Annotated in this window: 11 protein-coding genes and 23 tRNA genes; 29 read left to right on the top strand and 5 right to left on the bottom strand. The window is 37.9% G+C overall.

Features of this window, described 5'->3' with window-relative positions:
• Nucleotides 1-20 precede the first annotated feature (20 nt).
• From U9M49_RS20160 to rodA, 26 genes are all read left to right on the top strand, one after another.
• Nucleotides 21-96: transfer RNA gene (locus U9M49_RS20160), tRNA-Val, on the top strand.
• A 15-nt stretch (nt 97-111) separates the two neighbouring features.
• Nucleotides 112-187 (top strand) — tRNA-Thr (locus tag U9M49_RS20155).
• Nucleotides 188-201: 14 nt separating this feature from the next.
• Nucleotides 202-277, top strand: a tRNA-Lys gene (locus U9M49_RS20150).
• Between the two features lie 9 nt (nt 278-286).
• Nucleotides 287-368: transfer RNA gene (locus U9M49_RS20145), tRNA-Leu, on the top strand.
• A gap of 23 nt (nt 369-391) precedes the next feature.
• Nucleotides 392-466: transfer RNA gene (locus U9M49_RS20140), tRNA-Gly, on the top strand.
• 3 nt (nt 467-469) lie between these two features.
• Nucleotides 470-543 (top strand) — tRNA-Arg (locus U9M49_RS20135).
• A gap of 8 nt (nt 544-551) precedes the next feature.
• Nucleotides 552-628: transfer RNA gene (locus U9M49_RS20130), tRNA-Pro, on the top strand.
• 13 nt (nt 629-641) lie between these two features.
• Nucleotides 642-717 (top strand) — tRNA-Ala (locus U9M49_RS20125).
• A 26-nt stretch (nt 718-743) separates the two neighbouring features.
• Nucleotides 744-817, top strand: a tRNA-Met gene (locus tag U9M49_RS20120).
• Between the two features lie 16 nt (nt 818-833).
• Nucleotides 834-926: transfer RNA gene (locus U9M49_RS20115), tRNA-Ser, on the top strand.
• Between the two features lie 14 nt (nt 927-940).
• Nucleotides 941-1,014, top strand: a tRNA-Met gene (locus U9M49_RS20110).
• Nucleotides 1,015-1,017: 3 nt separating this feature from the next.
• Nucleotides 1,018-1,094, top strand: a tRNA-Asp gene (locus tag U9M49_RS20105).
• Nucleotides 1,095-1,113: 19 nt separating this feature from the next.
• Nucleotides 1,114-1,189 (top strand) — tRNA-Phe (locus tag U9M49_RS20100).
• 13 nt (nt 1,190-1,202) lie between these two features.
• A tRNA-Tyr gene (locus U9M49_RS20095) sits at nt 1,203-1,286 on the top strand.
• A 3-nt stretch (nt 1,287-1,289) separates the two neighbouring features.
• Nucleotides 1,290-1,363 (top strand) — tRNA-Trp (locus tag U9M49_RS20090).
• 6 nt (nt 1,364-1,369) lie between these two features.
• Nucleotides 1,370-1,445, top strand: a tRNA-His gene (locus U9M49_RS20085).
• A 16-nt stretch (nt 1,446-1,461) separates the two neighbouring features.
• A tRNA-Gln gene (locus U9M49_RS20080) sits at nt 1,462-1,533 on the top strand.
• 4 nt (nt 1,534-1,537) lie between these two features.
• A tRNA-Cys gene (locus U9M49_RS20075) sits at nt 1,538-1,608 on the top strand.
• 4 nt (nt 1,609-1,612) lie between these two features.
• Nucleotides 1,613-1,694: transfer RNA gene (locus tag U9M49_RS20070), tRNA-Leu, on the top strand.
• A 17-nt stretch (nt 1,695-1,711) separates the two neighbouring features.
• A tRNA-Gly gene (locus U9M49_RS20065) sits at nt 1,712-1,782 on the top strand.
• A gap of 7 nt (nt 1,783-1,789) precedes the next feature.
• Nucleotides 1,790-1,866, top strand: a tRNA-Ile gene (locus U9M49_RS20060).
• A 10-nt stretch (nt 1,867-1,876) separates the two neighbouring features.
• Nucleotides 1,877-1,951 (top strand) — tRNA-Asn (locus tag U9M49_RS20055).
• 15 nt (nt 1,952-1,966) lie between these two features.
• Nucleotides 1,967-2,040: transfer RNA gene (locus tag U9M49_RS20050), tRNA-Arg, on the top strand.
• 303 nt (nt 2,041-2,343) lie between these two features.
• On the top strand, nt 2,344-3,099 hold the full coding sequence (locus U9M49_RS20045; protein ID WP_322910436.1) for a FixH family protein: 756 nt from the start codon (nt 2,344-2,346) through the stop codon (nt 3,097-3,099).
• A gap of 196 nt (nt 3,100-3,295) precedes the next feature.
• Nucleotides 3,296-4,060 (top strand): DUF4931 domain-containing protein, encoded by a 765-nt coding sequence (locus U9M49_RS20040; RefSeq protein ID WP_095371976.1) that lies wholly within the window; start codon nt 3,296-3,298, stop codon nt 4,058-4,060.
• Between the two features lie 132 nt (nt 4,061-4,192).
• Complete coding sequence (rodA, locus tag U9M49_RS20035; protein WP_095371977.1) at nt 4,193-5,365, top strand: rod shape-determining protein RodA; 1,173 nt, start codon at nt 4,193-4,195, stop codon at nt 5,363-5,365.
• 42 nt (nt 5,366-5,407) lie between these two features.
• Here rodA and U9M49_RS20030 read toward each other — a convergent pair whose 3' ends face one another.
• From U9M49_RS20030 to U9M49_RS20020, 3 genes are read right to left on the bottom strand one after another with little or no spacing between them, the layout of a single operon-like run.
• The gene (locus U9M49_RS20030; protein WP_095371978.1) at nt 5,408-6,478 is read right to left on the bottom strand and encodes a Ger(x)C family spore germination protein; all 1,071 of its coding nucleotides are present in this window, start codon (nt 6,476-6,478) and stop codon (nt 5,408-5,410) included.
• Nucleotides 6,475-7,566 carry a GerAB/ArcD/ProY family transporter gene (locus U9M49_RS20025; protein ID WP_322910435.1) on the bottom strand — a complete coding sequence of 364 codons (1,092 nt, stop codon included), beginning with the start codon at nt 7,564-7,566 and terminating at the stop codon, nt 6,475-6,477. The genes U9M49_RS20030 and U9M49_RS20025 overlap by 4 nt, the downstream gene beginning before the upstream one ends.
• A gap of 26 nt (nt 7,567-7,592) precedes the next feature.
• Nucleotides 7,593-9,074 carry a spore germination protein gene (locus U9M49_RS20020; RefSeq protein ID WP_095371979.1) on the bottom strand — a complete coding sequence of 494 codons (1,482 nt, stop codon included), beginning with the start codon at nt 9,072-9,074 and terminating at the stop codon, nt 7,593-7,595.
• Between the two features lie 106 nt (nt 9,075-9,180).
• On the opposite strand from U9M49_RS20020, the gene U9M49_RS20015 reads away from it, so the two are divergent.
• A complete protein-coding gene (locus tag U9M49_RS20015) occupies nt 9,181-9,447 on the top strand; it encodes a DUF2573 family protein (protein ID WP_095371980.1) in 267 nt (88 codons plus the stop codon).
• Between the two features lie 56 nt (nt 9,448-9,503).
• Here U9M49_RS20015 and U9M49_RS20010 read toward each other — a convergent pair whose 3' ends face one another.
• Both U9M49_RS20010 and U9M49_RS20005 read right to left on the bottom strand, forming a co-directional pair.
• Nucleotides 9,504-9,788, bottom strand: a complete 285-nt coding sequence (locus tag U9M49_RS20010; protein ID WP_095373606.1) for a spore coat protein — start codon at nt 9,786-9,788, stop codon at nt 9,504-9,506.
• 70 nt (nt 9,789-9,858) lie between these two features.
• Nucleotides 9,859-10,125 (bottom strand): hypothetical protein, encoded by a 267-nt coding sequence (locus U9M49_RS20005; protein ID WP_095371981.1) that lies wholly within the window; start codon nt 10,123-10,125, stop codon nt 9,859-9,861.
• Nucleotides 10,126-10,346: 221 nt separating this feature from the next.
• On the opposite strand from U9M49_RS20005, the gene U9M49_RS20000 reads away from it, so the two are divergent.
• Both U9M49_RS20000 and U9M49_RS19995 read left to right on the top strand, forming a co-directional pair.
• The gene (locus U9M49_RS20000) at nt 10,347-12,731 is read left to right on the top strand and encodes a 3-hydroxyacyl-CoA dehydrogenase/enoyl-CoA hydratase family protein (protein ID WP_322910434.1); all 2,385 of its coding nucleotides are present in this window, start codon (nt 10,347-10,349) and stop codon (nt 12,729-12,731) included.
• A 57-nt stretch (nt 12,732-12,788) separates the two neighbouring features.
• On the top strand, nt 12,789-13,964 hold the full coding sequence (locus tag U9M49_RS19995) for an acetyl-CoA C-acetyltransferase (RefSeq protein WP_095371983.1): 1,176 nt from the start codon (nt 12,789-12,791) through the stop codon (nt 13,962-13,964).
• Nucleotides 13,965-14,141: the final 177 nt, after the last annotated feature.

Here is a 14,141-nt window from a genome sequence, read left to right as displayed (position 1 = left end):
CCCGTAGGGGTCACCATTTTGGAGGATTAGCTCAGCTGGGAGAGCATCTGCCTTACAAGCAGAGGGTCGGCGGTTCGATCCCGTCATCCTCCACCATTTTTGTGTTTATTTGCCGGCCTAGCTCAATTGGTAGAGCAACTGACTTGTAATCAGTAGGTTGGGGGTTCAAGTCCTCTGGCCGGCACCACTCGTCCTTTGTACGAGCCATTAGCTCAGTTGGTAGAGCATCTGACTTTTAATCAGAGGGTCGAAGGTTCGAGTCCTTCATGGCTCACCATTTATATTTGCGGGTGTGGCGGAATTGGCAGACGCACCAGACTTAGGATCTGGCGCCGCAAGGCGTGGGGGTTCGACTCCCTTCACCCGCATTAGTATTTTATAATGGATATTTGCGGAAGTAGTTCAGTGGTAGAACATCACCTTGCCAAGGTGAGGGTCGCGGGTTCGAATCCCGTCTTCCGCTCCATATGCGCCCGTAGCTCAATTGGATAGAGCGTTTGACTACGGATCAAAAGGTTAGGGGTTCGACTCCTCTCGGGCGCGTTTTATTTCGGGAAGTAGCTCAGCTTGGTAGAGCACTTGGTTTGGGACCAAGGGGTCGCAGGTTCGAATCCTGTCTTCCCGACCACGAATACTTTTTAGGGGCCTTAGCTCAGCTGGGAGAGCGCCTGCTTTGCACGCAGGAGGTCAGCGGTTCGATCCCGCTAGGCTCCACCAATTTAATTTTTAACAATATATTTTATGGCGGTGTAGCTCAGCTGGCTAGAGCGTACGGTTCATACCCGTGAGGTCGGGGGTTCGATCCCCTCCGCCGCTATTGCTTTTTTATTAATGGAGGAATACCCAAGTCTGGCTGAAGGGATCGGTCTTGAAAACCGACAGGGGTGTTAAAGCCCGCGGGGGTTCGAATCCCTCTTCCTCCGCCATTAATATTTATTATCGCGGGGTGGAGCAGTCCGGTAGCTCGTCGGGCTCATAACCCGAAGGTCGCAGGTTCAAATCCTGCCCCCGCAATCTGGTCCGGTAGTTCAGTTGGTTAGAATGCCTGCCTGTCACGCAGGAGGTCGCGGGTTCGAGTCCCGTCCGGACCGCCATTTACATATTTATTATTTTGGCTCAGTAGCTCAGTCGGTAGAGCAAAGGACTGAAAATCCTTGTGTCGGCGGTTCGATTCCGTCCTGAGCCACCATTTAGTCTTTTTTGGAGGGGTAGCGAAGTGGCTAAACGCGGCGGACTGTAAATCCGCTCCTTCGGGTTCGGCAGTTCGAATCTGCCCCCCTCCACCATCTAGGGGTATAGTTTAATGGTAAAACGAAGGTCTCCAAAACCTTTGATGTGGGTTCGATTCCTACTACCCCTGCCAATTATGGCGGTTGTGGCGAAGTGGTTAACGCATCGGATTGTGGTTCCGACATTCGTGGGTTCGATTCCCATCAGCCGCCCCATTTTTAAACATTTTATTGGGCTATAGCCAAGTGGTAAGGCAACGGATTTTGATTCCGTCATTCGTAGGTTCGAACCCTACTAGCCCAGTTATGGCAGCATAGCCAAGTGGTAAGGCAGAGGTCTGCAAAACCTTTATCCCCGGTTCAAATCCGGGTGTTGCCTTTATGCCGGTGTGGCGGAATTGGCAGACGCGCACGACTCAAAATCGTGTTCCTTCGGGAGTGTCGGTTCGACCCCGACCACCGGTATGTTGAAGTTCTTAAATGCGGGTGTAGTTTAGTGGTAAAACCTCAGCCTTCCAAGCTGATGATGAGGGTTCGATTCCCTTCACCCGCTTAAATAGGGGCCTATAGCTCAGCTGGTTAGAGCGCACGCCTGATAAGCGTGAGGTCGATGGTTCGAGTCCATTTAGGCCCACCATTTATATTATTCCGCAGTAGCTCAGTGGTAGAGCATTCGGCTGTTAACCGAACGGTCGTAGGTTCGAATCCTACCTGCGGAGCCATACATATTTTAGTTTGCGCCTTTAGCTCAGCTGGATAGAGCAACAGCCTTCTAAGCTGTGGGTCAGAGGTTCGAATCCTCTAAGGCGCGTCAAAGCTCTTAAATCTTCTATAAGGTTTATGAGCTTTTTTTGTATGATTAATTTTAAATTAAGCTTCTAGGCATCTAGTTGAAAGCTTTGTAGATAAGTACAAAAAAAAAGCTTCCATGAAAGGAAGCTAAAAAGGGGGATTTACACTTGTAATAGAAGTTTCTCCAAATAAATCTTTTTTTATACCTATATTTTCTTTATTTTACATATTTCTCTCATTAACAAATTATTTCACTTTTCTAACACATATTATTAGTAATATAGATGAGAAAGATTAGATGTTTAAGAAAGAGGGGCTTTTTATGAAGAAGTGGATATCAACCTTTTCTGTAATTATGATTATTTTTCTTGCTGCTTGTGGAAATGCAGAGAATGATGCAAACTCTAGTGGTGGGGAAGGATCAGTTCCTGCTGCAATCGATGCCAGTATCTCGATACCAAGTCAGATTAAAAGGAACGAAGAAGTACGCTTGGAAGTTACTGTTACTCAGGGAGACGAGTCTGTGGAAGATGCAGATGAAGTAAAATTTGAATTGTGGGAAGATGGGAAAAAGGATAATGGTGAATTAATAGAAGCAGAACACGAGAATGATGGCAAGTACGTTGCATCCTATACATTTGAAAAAGATGCTATCTATCATATTCAGTCACATGTCACCGCAAGAAGTATGCACACTATGCCTAAAGTTAAAGTGGCGGTAGGCAGTGCTGAAATAGATAACGAAGAAGAAAATCAAGGCCACAGCGCACATGAGCATGATGGAAATGTAGCGATACATATAAGTCCTACTGCTGATATTAAGACGAATGAGGAAACTCCATTTGATATTCATATTACTAAAGAAGAACAAGGACTTGAAGAGGCAAATGTGAGGTTAGAAATCGTTCAGTCAATTGATGATCATCAGGTGGCATGGGTAGATGCAGTAGAGGAAACTAGTGGGATGTATACAGCAACACATGCATTTACTGATAATGGAACATACAAGATTGTCGTTCATGTAGAAAATGATGAAGGATTACATGAACATAGTGAATTTGAGGTCATAGTAAATTAACAGTAGAAAAAAGATATTTGCATATGCAAATATCTTTTTTATCTTATTTAATAATGTACTTTTGTTTTCATGTTACGCAAGTGAAGTTGCCTTTAATATTGATGAATTTTATACTAATCATAATCAAACTTTCACACTATAAAGAAGAAGCCCTTTATAATAGAAGTAAGTAATTGAAATCAGGAGAGAATAACAAATGACAAATACTCATTTATTTTTTAATACAAGCATTGGTAAACAGAAACCTAATAGTATAAGGAATAAAGAACAAGTGTGTCCGTTCTGTCAGAGAGAACAATTGACGAAGATTATTGCGGAGGATGGTCCAATCATTTGGTTGGAGAATAAATATCCCGTATTAGAAAATGCTCATCAAACGGTCTTAATCGAGACAGATCAGTGTGACACGGAACTTTCACAGTATGATGACAACCATTTAGTCAGATTGATTACATTTGGTTTAGACAATTGGTTAAGTATGGAGAAAAGTGATAAATATAAATCTGTGATTTTTTTCAAGAATCATGGTCCTCATTCAGGTGGAAGCATTGCTCATCCTCATATGCAAATTGTAGGTTTATATGATGTCGTATATCAAAATAAGGTGCAGGCTGACGATTTTGTAGGAGAGTTAATTGATCAACATGGTGATACTGAATTTTCTTTATCTAATAAACCACGTATTGGTTTTTATGAATTTAATGTTAAATTAGGACAGAAAAAGGATATCGCAGCGTTTGCTAAATATATTCAAATGGCAACCAAATATATTTTGAGGGATTTTCCTTTTACATGTAACAGCTATAATCTATTCTTTTACCATTTCGAGAATGAAATATTTGCAAAAATTGTCCCTCGATATGTAACAAGCCCTCTTTTTATCGGATATTTCTTGCCACAAGTACCTAATAACATCATGTGGATGGTGAAGGATATTCAAAGTAAATATGTACAATTATAATATGCATTTTTTCTTTGTTACAAAAAAGAAATATACGTAGCTGTTGTGATTTTCATCTAAAAAAAATATAATGAAGTATTGTACACAGATTATTTTTAATGAAGAGCCTTTGTTTCATAAGGAGATTGATTAATGACTTCTAAACGAACGACAACATCGAGAATTGATTATACTTTAGTTCTTATTTTATTTTTATTGTTTTTAGTGAGCTGTATTTCTATATATAGTGCACAAACGACTGAACAATACGGTGAGAATTTTTTACTAAAACAAATTGTATGGTATGTAGTGGGAATAGGGATTATATTAGCAGTCATTACATTAGATGCTGAACAATTAAAGAAAATTTCTTGGTATGCTTACGGTTTTGGACTATTGCTACTTGGGTTTCTTGTTGTCGCACCTGAAAGTATTGCTCCTGTAATTAATGGAGCGAAATCATGGATACGGCTGCCTGGTCTTGGACAAATACAGCCTGCTGAGTTAGTAAAGGTTTTTCTCATATTAGCTTTAGCCAGGGTCATCGATGACCATCATCAAAAGACACAATTAAAAACTGTGAAAACAGATTTTTTCCTATTATTTAAAATGCTAATTGTTACTGGGTTCCCTTTGTTACTCATCATGCAACAACCAGATTTGGGGACTTCCTTGGTAATTTTAGCGATTTTGCTCGGAATGGTTTTTATCTCAGGTATCACTTGGAAAATACTTGCGCCTATTGTAAGTGTAGGTGTAACTTTAGTTGTTGGTATTTTTTATTTTGTATTGTGGCATCCAGAGTTGTTGGAGAAATATTTGGGAGTAAAGGAATACCAATTGGGGCGAATTTATTCTTGGATCGATCCTTATAATTATCAAAGTTCTACAGGTTTTCAACTAACGCGCTCCTTACTTGCAATCGGTTCTGGTGAGACAACAGGAAAGGGCTACGGCACAAGAGAAGTTTACTTACCAGAAAGTCACACAGATTTTATTTTTAGTATCATAGGAGAAGAGTTCGGTTTTATTGGGGCAAGTGTGGTTGTTAGTTTATTTTTCTTATTGATTTATCATTTGACTAAAATAGGTATTAGTACGAGAACGCCATTCTATACATATGTTTGTGTAGGGGTAATTAGTTTAATAACTTTCCATGTCTTTCAAAATATCGGAATGACAATTGGTGTTTTACCGATTACAGGAATCCCACTACCGTTCATTAGTTATGGAGGAAGCTCACTAATGGGCAATATGCTCGCTATGGGGCTAATTTTTTCAATTGGATTTCATAGTAAACGGTACATGTTTTCCAGATCTTCGTAGGAAAAAGAAACCCGAGAATTTTAAATTCTCGGGTTAATGCTGTTAGATAGATGCACCAGTATCCAGTATAATTACCTTCGCATCAACTTTAATGTTTAAGTCAGGATATCCCTTTTTCCATTCTTTATAATCAAAATTGCGTATTTTTGTGCTATAAACCTTACCTATTCCGATTGGATCGGCATTATCTTCTTGAAATGACTGAATAAGCGCTGAACATTCATTTTTTATTTTCTTATTGATAAAATTCGTTATCTCTTTTATTTTTTTATCATCCAAATTATTTCCTGAATATTCTTTTATATTACCTTGGACCTTAATTTTAATGGTGATGTTTGTTGGATCCTTTTTATCTAATTTATATTTATGGTTGGAATGTATACTTTTAATAGCCACTTTTTGACCATCCGGCAAGTCGATAGAGAAATCACCTCTACTATAACGATCAACGAGTAATTTAAAATAAAATAATTTATCACTAGGAAGAATTTTATATGCAGCATGATCTTTGAATAATGATATGCCGGCTAGTTCTATTTCTTGCTCATTGATTTTTTTGATATGTGGTAAGAAGATATCCTTCCCTTCTTGATAAAAATCTCTCATAAATAAGGTTAAGTTCGTTTTAGGTAAATCTCCATAGTCAACATTGTGTTCAATTAAGTCAGAAATAAAAGTTCCATTCCCTTGAGGGCCATATTCACCTGTTAAAATTTCCTCCGTACTACTATCAGTGGTTGCAAAGTAGATTCGTTTTCCAATTGAAGCATCTCGTTGATAGGCGTCCACATAAACAGTTAATCCACGTTCGGCAATGGCAATATTATATAATGTAAGCCTTAAACCACCGACTACAATTGGATTGGGTGATTGCCGGTTTGCTTTATACAGTGTCTCTCTCCTGAGATCACCGGTTGTTGTAACAGTTTTGTTCTCTACACTCATTTCTTTGTTGAATACTTCCATAAGAAAGGTTGTCTTTAACAAATGCTCATCACTCGTATCAGGGTCAAAGCCAGTTGCGACTGCGATATTGAGTTCATCTATTATTCTTTTTTGTACACATCCAGTAAGTATAAACAGGCAGCAAATGATACATATCCATTTTTTCATGTTTTCTTCACCTTCTTTATAATGAGGGATAAACAGTACAAAAAGGGAATATAAACAAATACAAAAGCAACAGACACCAGTTCAACCACTTGATTAAACCTTTCAATATCTAAGCCCTTCTCAAAAAAAGTAACGATAATAACAGAGATGACTGAAATCAGTATGGAACCTTTTCTTTGCTTTAATTTAGTGGCTCTTTTAAGTAACCTTGAAGCAATCCAAAGGGAGAGACATATATTCGGTAGTAGTATTAAACACCAATTGGCAACCCCAATATACTCAAAGCGTTCAACAAATGGAAATTGCACCATTTGCCACATAGAAAGTGTAGCCCAAATCGTATTTTCTAATTGCTTTTTTGAGAAATAAGCAAAAGCAATTATCGCTAATATCGTATAAAAAATTGTCGTGGTGGCTACTCCGATATGTGCCCATTTTTTCGATTTCTGCGGTTGGTTAATAAAAGGATAGATAAATAAAATTGCTTCAAATCCAACAGAAGTTAGTGACATATGATAGGAAGCTTGTAATAATTCGGTGATTTTATGTTGCCAAATCGGTAATAAGTGGGTGAAGTCAGCGTACTTTAGCGTAAAGGTGAATGTGAATACTAAATAGGCTGGTAAAATGGTTCCAAAAAAACAAACACCCACAACTGTCCTAAGTCCACCGTATACAATATATATTGATAGAAGTAAGAACAATACCGAAAACGCAAAATTATTTATATCTGGAAACATCCATATTTGAATAACTTCGATAAAATTCAATATAAAGGAAAGAAGGTAAGTGATATAAAATAAAACAAAGGCGAAGCTTGCCACTTTACTAATGAATCGCCCAAAAAGAAATTCATGAACGGTAATAATATCTCCATTAACCATTTCACATAATTTGTACATCATCCATAATACAATATGAATATAAACACCTAAAATGAGAATGGAAATCCATGCATCATATCCAGCATAGTCGGCAATAATTCTTTGATATCCTAGAATGCCAATGCCAATTTGCATAGCGATCATCACATAAAAAACGAGATAGGGAGATATTTTTAAGTTATTGGGAATCGTTTGGCTTTGCATATTCATCACCTCTATTAAGGCTAGGGTTATTCATCAATGTCTTTTGGGTTTTCAGCTTTCTTCTTATTGAATCGTTTTGGTTTTTGCGTTCTTAAAACATGTGGACGCCTGTACATTTTTTGTAATGGTGCGCGAATAAGTGTATCCTTCATATCTGCTAATCTAAGCGGGTATATTGGCGCCAAAAAAGGTCTTCCTAGTGAGGTCAGGCGTAATAAGTGGGCAATGAGAATACAGAAACAAAAAAGAATTCCTAATACACCCCAAAATTGTGCAAACAGAAGAAAGGGAAATCGTAAAACCCTAATGGTATTACCCATTTTATAAACAGGTGTTGTAAAGGAACCTAATGCACCTAATGCGACAAAGATTAACAGTACGTTACTAGTAAGACCGGCTTCAACTGATGCTGTACCAATAACAATACCCCCTACGATACCAATAGTTTGACCGACTTTAGTAGGGAGCCGTGCCCCCGCCTCACGCAATAATTCAATCGTTAGCTCAAGGAATAATGCTTCGAGAATCGGGGGGAGCGGAATGGTTCTTCTTGATGTTACTAATAACCCTAATAAGTCTGGTGGTATGAGCTCGTATTGATATGTCATAGCTGCAACGTAAATCGGTGTAACCAATACTGAAAAGACAACAGCAAAAAATCGCACTAAGCGAAAAAATGTAGCGACAATCCAATTGAGAAAATAGTCTTCGAAAGCGCTAAAAAATTCAATTAACGTCGTGGGCGCTATTAACACATGTGGTGAACCATCAACGATTATGGCGATTTTTCCTTCAGCAAGAATAGCTGCTACTCGATCAGGCCTCTCAGTGTCCAGCAATTGTGGAAATAGGGAATTGGAATTATCACTTAATAATTCAACAATATTTGAACTATCAGAAATCGTGTCAATCTCAATATTTTTTATACGTTGTTTCACAGTATCAACATTGTCTTTATTAGTAATTCCTTCTATATGTAAGACAGCTACTTTTGTTTTCGAAAGTTTTCCAACAGTATATTCTTGTGAAATTAATTCTTTAATAGGTAATCTTTTTCTAATCAAGTTTAAGTTTTGACCAATAGCCTCAACAAACGCTTCCTTAGGTCCAATTACAGAAAACTCAATTTCAGGTTGAGTGAGAGAACGGACAATTTCTTTCTGAGCGGCAATAAATCCAAAACGATTTTTATCAGAATCTAGTGTGACAAGTACATATCCATTTAATAACTTTTGTTCTATATCGCTTGGATTTTTTAAAATATGAATATCTGCTATGGGAACTATTCTATGCAAATCTTCCAGTGATTCAAATTTTTTTGTTAAAAGCGCTGGTAAAGCACTTTCCTGAATAATTTGTTCATCTACTAAAGTCGCATAAAAATGAAAACCAAACCGTTCATTCGTTTTTTCATTAAAATAATAGGTAGACTGAAAATCAGTTGACTGCTTTAATAAAGATTTCCAACCATCATCTTTGATTTTTTTAAACTTATCCCATATGCTCAAAGGTATCACCGTCAATCAGAAGTATTAAATGCATCTAATTAATATTGTTACCAAATTTGGTTGTGTTATGAATGAGGATTAAAAAATGGTAAAGGAGCGATAAAAGTTGGCTCATGATTTGGATCAGAAGATAGAAGCAATGGTAGAAAAATACACGGAATTGTTATTAGGAGAAAGTGACGAAACATTAAAAGGAGAAGTAAAATCATGGATTATCTATTCATTCATTGCTAAACAGATGCCACCTTTAGTAAAACATTGGAATCAATTGTACCCTGAAGGGAAGCAAGAAATGATGGAGCTAATTACAAAGATTAAAGATTTAAATGAAAAACAGCGGCAACAAAAGCCTGATGATAATAAAAAAAAATAAGAACAGATGATGATTGTTGGTCAACATCTGTTCCTGTTTTATTCCTTTTAACTTAGCTATTGGATGTTACCGTTTGTTCCATAGGGAAATTGTGTAGAGTAACCTTGGAATTGTTGGTAAGATTGTTGCAGATTTTGTTGATCTGCTGCATCAAGACTGTACCAACCTCTTTCAAACATGAGGTTATAAAGATGACGTTGTTCATTCTTTGTTTCAGTAAAAATACGCATAAAATCTTCATAAAGTGTTTGATTACTAACTTCATTTAAATAAATGCTATAAGAATCACTCATGTACTTTTCCATTGCGAGTAGGTCGTTTGTAAAATCACGATCATTCATTTGTGGTGTTTTGGCTATCTGTTTTTCAGGATTTTGTACTTTTTTTGAATTAGTCAACTGAGTTTCCTCCTTATTGCATATTATTAAACGGTTGTGTCGTATTAAGATGTTTCAAAACCTGCTCATAATGGCGTTGATGCATTTGTCCACATTGTTCAAAAACAGTTTTTAAAGCAGGGTCTTGACAATGTTCCGCATAGAAATGAGCTTTTTTCATTGCTAATAAATTCCAAGAAAGAATGTCATTAAAGTAAAGTGCATCTTTTGTTGATACCATAACTGGGGGTTGTTGCATAATTCCTTGTTGATTCGAGAAGTTTGTATTTTGTTGTTGCATCCCAATACCTCCATTTTGATGATTTTCTTCTAAAATAGTTTGTCAATTGCTGAAAAATTTATGCAGAAAGAAAAAAGTGAAAAAGAAATAAAAAATCTATAAGGAAAATGATTGATTAAATTTTGCAAATATTTTATTATTATAAGTATCAAAGGAATTTCCAAAATTTTTTACAGAAAAAATGAATGAGCATTCATTCAAAATCGAAGGAGGAAGAACAGTTGACCAAACAGATTAGAAAGGCTGCTGTTTTAGGCTCAGGTGTTATGGGCTCTGGAATAGCCGCACATTTAGCGAATATTGGTATACCAACACTTTTATTAGATATTGTTCCTCGCGAATTAAGTAAAGAAGAAGAGGTAAAGGGGATTACCCTTAAGGATAAACAGTTCAAAAATAAAATTGCCGAAAGTGGTAAGCAAAAACTATTAAAGCAAAAACCTGCACCGTTAACAGCGAAGAAAAATATTCATCTTATTGAGGCCGGTAACTTCGATGATGATATGGAGCGCTTGAAAGAAGTGGATTGGATTATTGAGGTGGTGGTAGAAAATCTCAGTGTGAAAAAAGACGTGTTTGCCCAAGTAGACAAATATCGTCGTCCTGGAACAATTGTCAGTTCTAATACATCTGGTATTTCCATCGAAGCAATGGCTGAAGAACGTTCTGAAGACTTTAAGAAGCATTTCCTAGGCACTCATTTCTTCAATCCACCACGTTACTTAAAACTATTGGAAGTGATTCCAACTAAGGAAACATCTCCTGAAGTACTTTCTTTTATGCAAACTTTTGGTGAGGATGTTTTAGGAAAAGGTGTTGTTATCGCAAAAGATACGCCGAATTTTATTGCCAATAGAATCGGCACATATGGTCTCCTTGTAACAGTACAAGAAATGTTAAAGGGTGGATTTACTGTTGGTGAAGTAGATTCAATTACGGGACCACTTATTGGTAGACCGAAAAGTGCGACTTTCCGTACATTGGACGTTGTCGGTTTAGATACGTTTGCCCATGTAGCTAAAAATGTTTATGACCAAGTAGAAGGTGAAGAAAAACAAGTATTCGATGTACCAGATTTTATTAATAAGATGTTAGACAAAGGCTGGTTAGGCAGTAAGACAGGACAAGGTTTTTTCTTAAAACAGGGGAAAGAAATTTTAGAGTTAAATCCTAAAACCTTGGAATACGGTCCTCGTAAAAAGTTGAAAACGGCAGCGGTAGAAATAGCTAAACAACAAAAAGGGACAGCAAACAAAATGAAAGCGCTTGTATACGCAGATGATCGCGCTGGAGAATTATTATGGAAGGTGTTATCACCAGCATTAGTTTATTCTGCGCAACTCCTAGGGGAAATTGCCGATGATATTCAATCCATTGATGATGCAATGAAATGGGGATTTGGTTGGAATATGGGCCCATTTGAAACATGGGATGCCATTGGTTTGGAACAATCAGTTAACAAAATGAAAGCGGAAGGATTAGACATTCCAGAATGGGTTGAGAAAATGATCGCTGATGGGCATACACAGTTCTATAAGGAAGAGAACGCGACAACTTATGTGTATGAAAATGGTGAGTATCAGCCGATTAAGTTAAATGCAAAAGTAATAAACTTAAAGCAATTAAAACAAAAACAAGGTGTGATTAAGAAAAATACTGGAGCAAGCTTAATCGACTTAGGCGATGGCGTCGCTATCTTAGAGTTCCATTCAAAGAGTAATGCGATTGGTTTAGACATTATTCAAATGATTAATTTCGCTATTGATGAAGTAGAGAAAAATTATAAAGGTCTTGTTATCTCCAATCAAGGAAAGAACTTCTGTGTCGGTGCAAATATCGGAATGATGTTAATGGAAGCTCAAGATGATAATTACTTCGAATTAGATATGGTTATCAAACAATTCCAAAATGCGATGACGAAAATCAAGTATAGTGCAAAACCAGTCGTAGTGGCCCCATTCGGTATGACACTTGGCGGAGGAGCGGAAGTAGCTTTAAGTGCGGCACATGTTCAAGCATCAAGTGAAACTTATATGGGCTTGGTGGAAGCAGGAGTTGGATTAATTCCAGGTGGTGCAGGGAACAAGTCACTATATTTGAAACATTTAGCAAGCATGCCTAAAGGAGTTCAGTTTGATCTACAGAACGTGGCCAATAAAGTCTTTGAAACAATTGCGATGGCAAAGGTATCTACATCAGGAGAAGAGGCGAGAGAAAATAACTTTTTGAATGCTTCGGATGCAATTAGTGTGAATGGAGATCACCTCATTTATGATGCTAAACAAGCGGTATTAGCATTGGCAAATGCAGGTTACCTTCCACCAGCAAAAGTGAAATTCCCAGTAGTTGGTGAAACAGGGTATGCCGCATTACTTTTAGGTGCTAATTCTATGCATTTATCTGGTTATATTTCAGAACATGATTTGAAAATCGCCAAAGCACTGGCATATGTCATTGCTGGGGGCAAAGTGCCTTTTGGTACAGAAGTGGATGAGCAATATATGTTAGACCTTGAAAGAGAAGCATTTTTAAAACTTATTGCAGAGCCAAAATCTCAACAACGAATGCAACACATGCTCTTAAAGGGTAAACCACTCCGTAACTAATTATAGATTGCTAGAGAGAATAAAAGATACCGAGAGTAGAAGGAGAGGGAAAAAGCAATGAAAGAAGCTGTAATTGTTGCAGGTGCTAGAACACCTGTCGGTAAAGCAAAAAAAGGCTCACTTGCCACTGTACGGCCAGATGATTTAGGTGCACTTGTTGTAAAAGAAACGTTGAAACGAGCTGGAAATTATGAAGGTAGTATAGATGATTTAATTATTGGTTGTGCCATGCCAGAAGCAGAGCAAGGTTTGAATATGGCCAGAAATATCGGTGCATTAGCTGGGCTTCCAGACTCGGTACCAGCAATCACAGTCAATCGCTATTGCTCATCAGGGTTGCAATCAATCGCTTATGGTGCCGAAAAAATCATGCTTGGTCACGCAGATACAGTGATCGCCGGTGGAGCTGAATCCATGAGTCTTGTACCTATGATGGGTCATGTTGTCCGTCCTAATTTAACTTTAGCCGAGACAGCTCCTGAATATTATATGAGTATGGGGCATACAGCAGAGCAAGTTGCTGGGAAATACGGCATTTCAAGAGAAGAACAAGATGCATTCGCTGTGCGTAGTCATCAAAAAGCAGCGAAAGCAATAAGTGAAGGTAAATTTGCTGATGAAATTACTCCGGTTGATGTAACACTCCGTCAAATTGGATCGGATAATAAAGTGAAAGAACGCACCTTCCAGTTTTTACAAGATGAAGGTGTACGGAGCGATTCAACAGTTGCAACTTTAGGGAAACTGAGACCAGCTTTTAATGTGAAAGGCTCAGTCACAGCGGGGAATTCATCACAAACAAGTGATGGTGCAGCAGCTGTAATGATTATGGACAGAGAGAAAGCAGATGCACAAGGACTGCAGCCTTTAGTGAAGTTTCGTTCTTTTGCTGTCGGAGGCGTGCCGCCAGAGGTTATGGGGATTGGGCCAATTGTAGCAATTCCTAAAGCTTTAAAACTAGCGGGGTTAGAGCTATCAGATGTCGGATTATTCGAACTAAATGAAGCTTTTGCTTCTCAATCCATTCAAGTCATTAGAGAATTAGGGTTGGATGAAGAAAAAGTGAATGTTAACGGGGGAGCTATTGCTTTAGGGCATCCACTTGGGTGTACTGGGGCTAAGCTAACACTATCATTAATTCATGAAATGAAGCGTAGAAACGAGCAATTTGGTGTTGTAACGATGTGCATTGGTGGCGGAATGGGTGCCGCAGGTGTGTTTGAACTTCTTTAAAAACGACTATATTTGTTTTAAAACCAATAGTGTTATAGAGCGGAAGACACTCGATTCCTGCGGTTAAAGATCAAAGAAATTTGAGCCCCGCAAAAAGTGAGTGTGTGCCGCAATGAACCGAAGTGAAAGTTCTATTTAACTACCTTTGAAAAAACAATGTTAACAAAACTGCAAAAA

Origin of the sequence: Cytobacillus sp. OWB-43, assembly GCF_034651445.1 — a bacterium.
Lineage (GTDB): Bacteria > Bacillota > Bacilli > Bacillales > Cytobacillaceae > Cytobacillus > Cytobacillus kochii.
The sequence above is the reverse complement of the archived record's forward strand: the minus strand, read 5'-3'. Positions and strand labels throughout refer to the sequence as shown.

Excerpts from the sequence above, each read along its gene's own strand:
- U9M49_RS20045 (WP_322910436.1), top strand. The coding sequence starts at position 2,344 with ATGAAGAAGTGGATATCAACCTTTTCTGTAATTATGATTATTTTTCTT.
- U9M49_RS20040 (WP_095371976.1), top strand. The coding sequence starts at position 3,296 with ATGACAAATACTCATTTATTTTTTAATACAAGCATTGGTAAACAGAAA.
- rodA (WP_095371977.1), top strand. The coding sequence starts at position 4,193 with ATGACTTCTAAACGAACGACAACATCGAGAATTGATTATACTTTAGTT.
- U9M49_RS20030 (WP_095371978.1), bottom strand. The coding sequence starts at position 6,478 with ATGAAAAAATGGATATGTATCATTTGCTGCCTGTTTATACTTACTGGA.
- U9M49_RS20025 (WP_322910435.1), bottom strand. The coding sequence starts at position 7,566 with ATGCAAAGCCAAACGATTCCCAATAACTTAAAAATATCTCCCTATCTC.
- U9M49_RS20010 (WP_095373606.1), bottom strand. The coding sequence starts at position 9,788 with ATGAATGATCGTGATTTTACAAACGACCTACTCGCAATGGAAAAGTAC.
- U9M49_RS20005 (WP_095371981.1), bottom strand. The coding sequence starts at position 10,125 with ATGCAACAACAAAATACAAACTTCTCGAATCAACAAGGAATTATGCAA.
- U9M49_RS19995 (WP_095371983.1), top strand. The coding sequence starts at position 12,789 with ATGAAAGAAGCTGTAATTGTTGCAGGTGCTAGAACACCTGTCGGTAAA.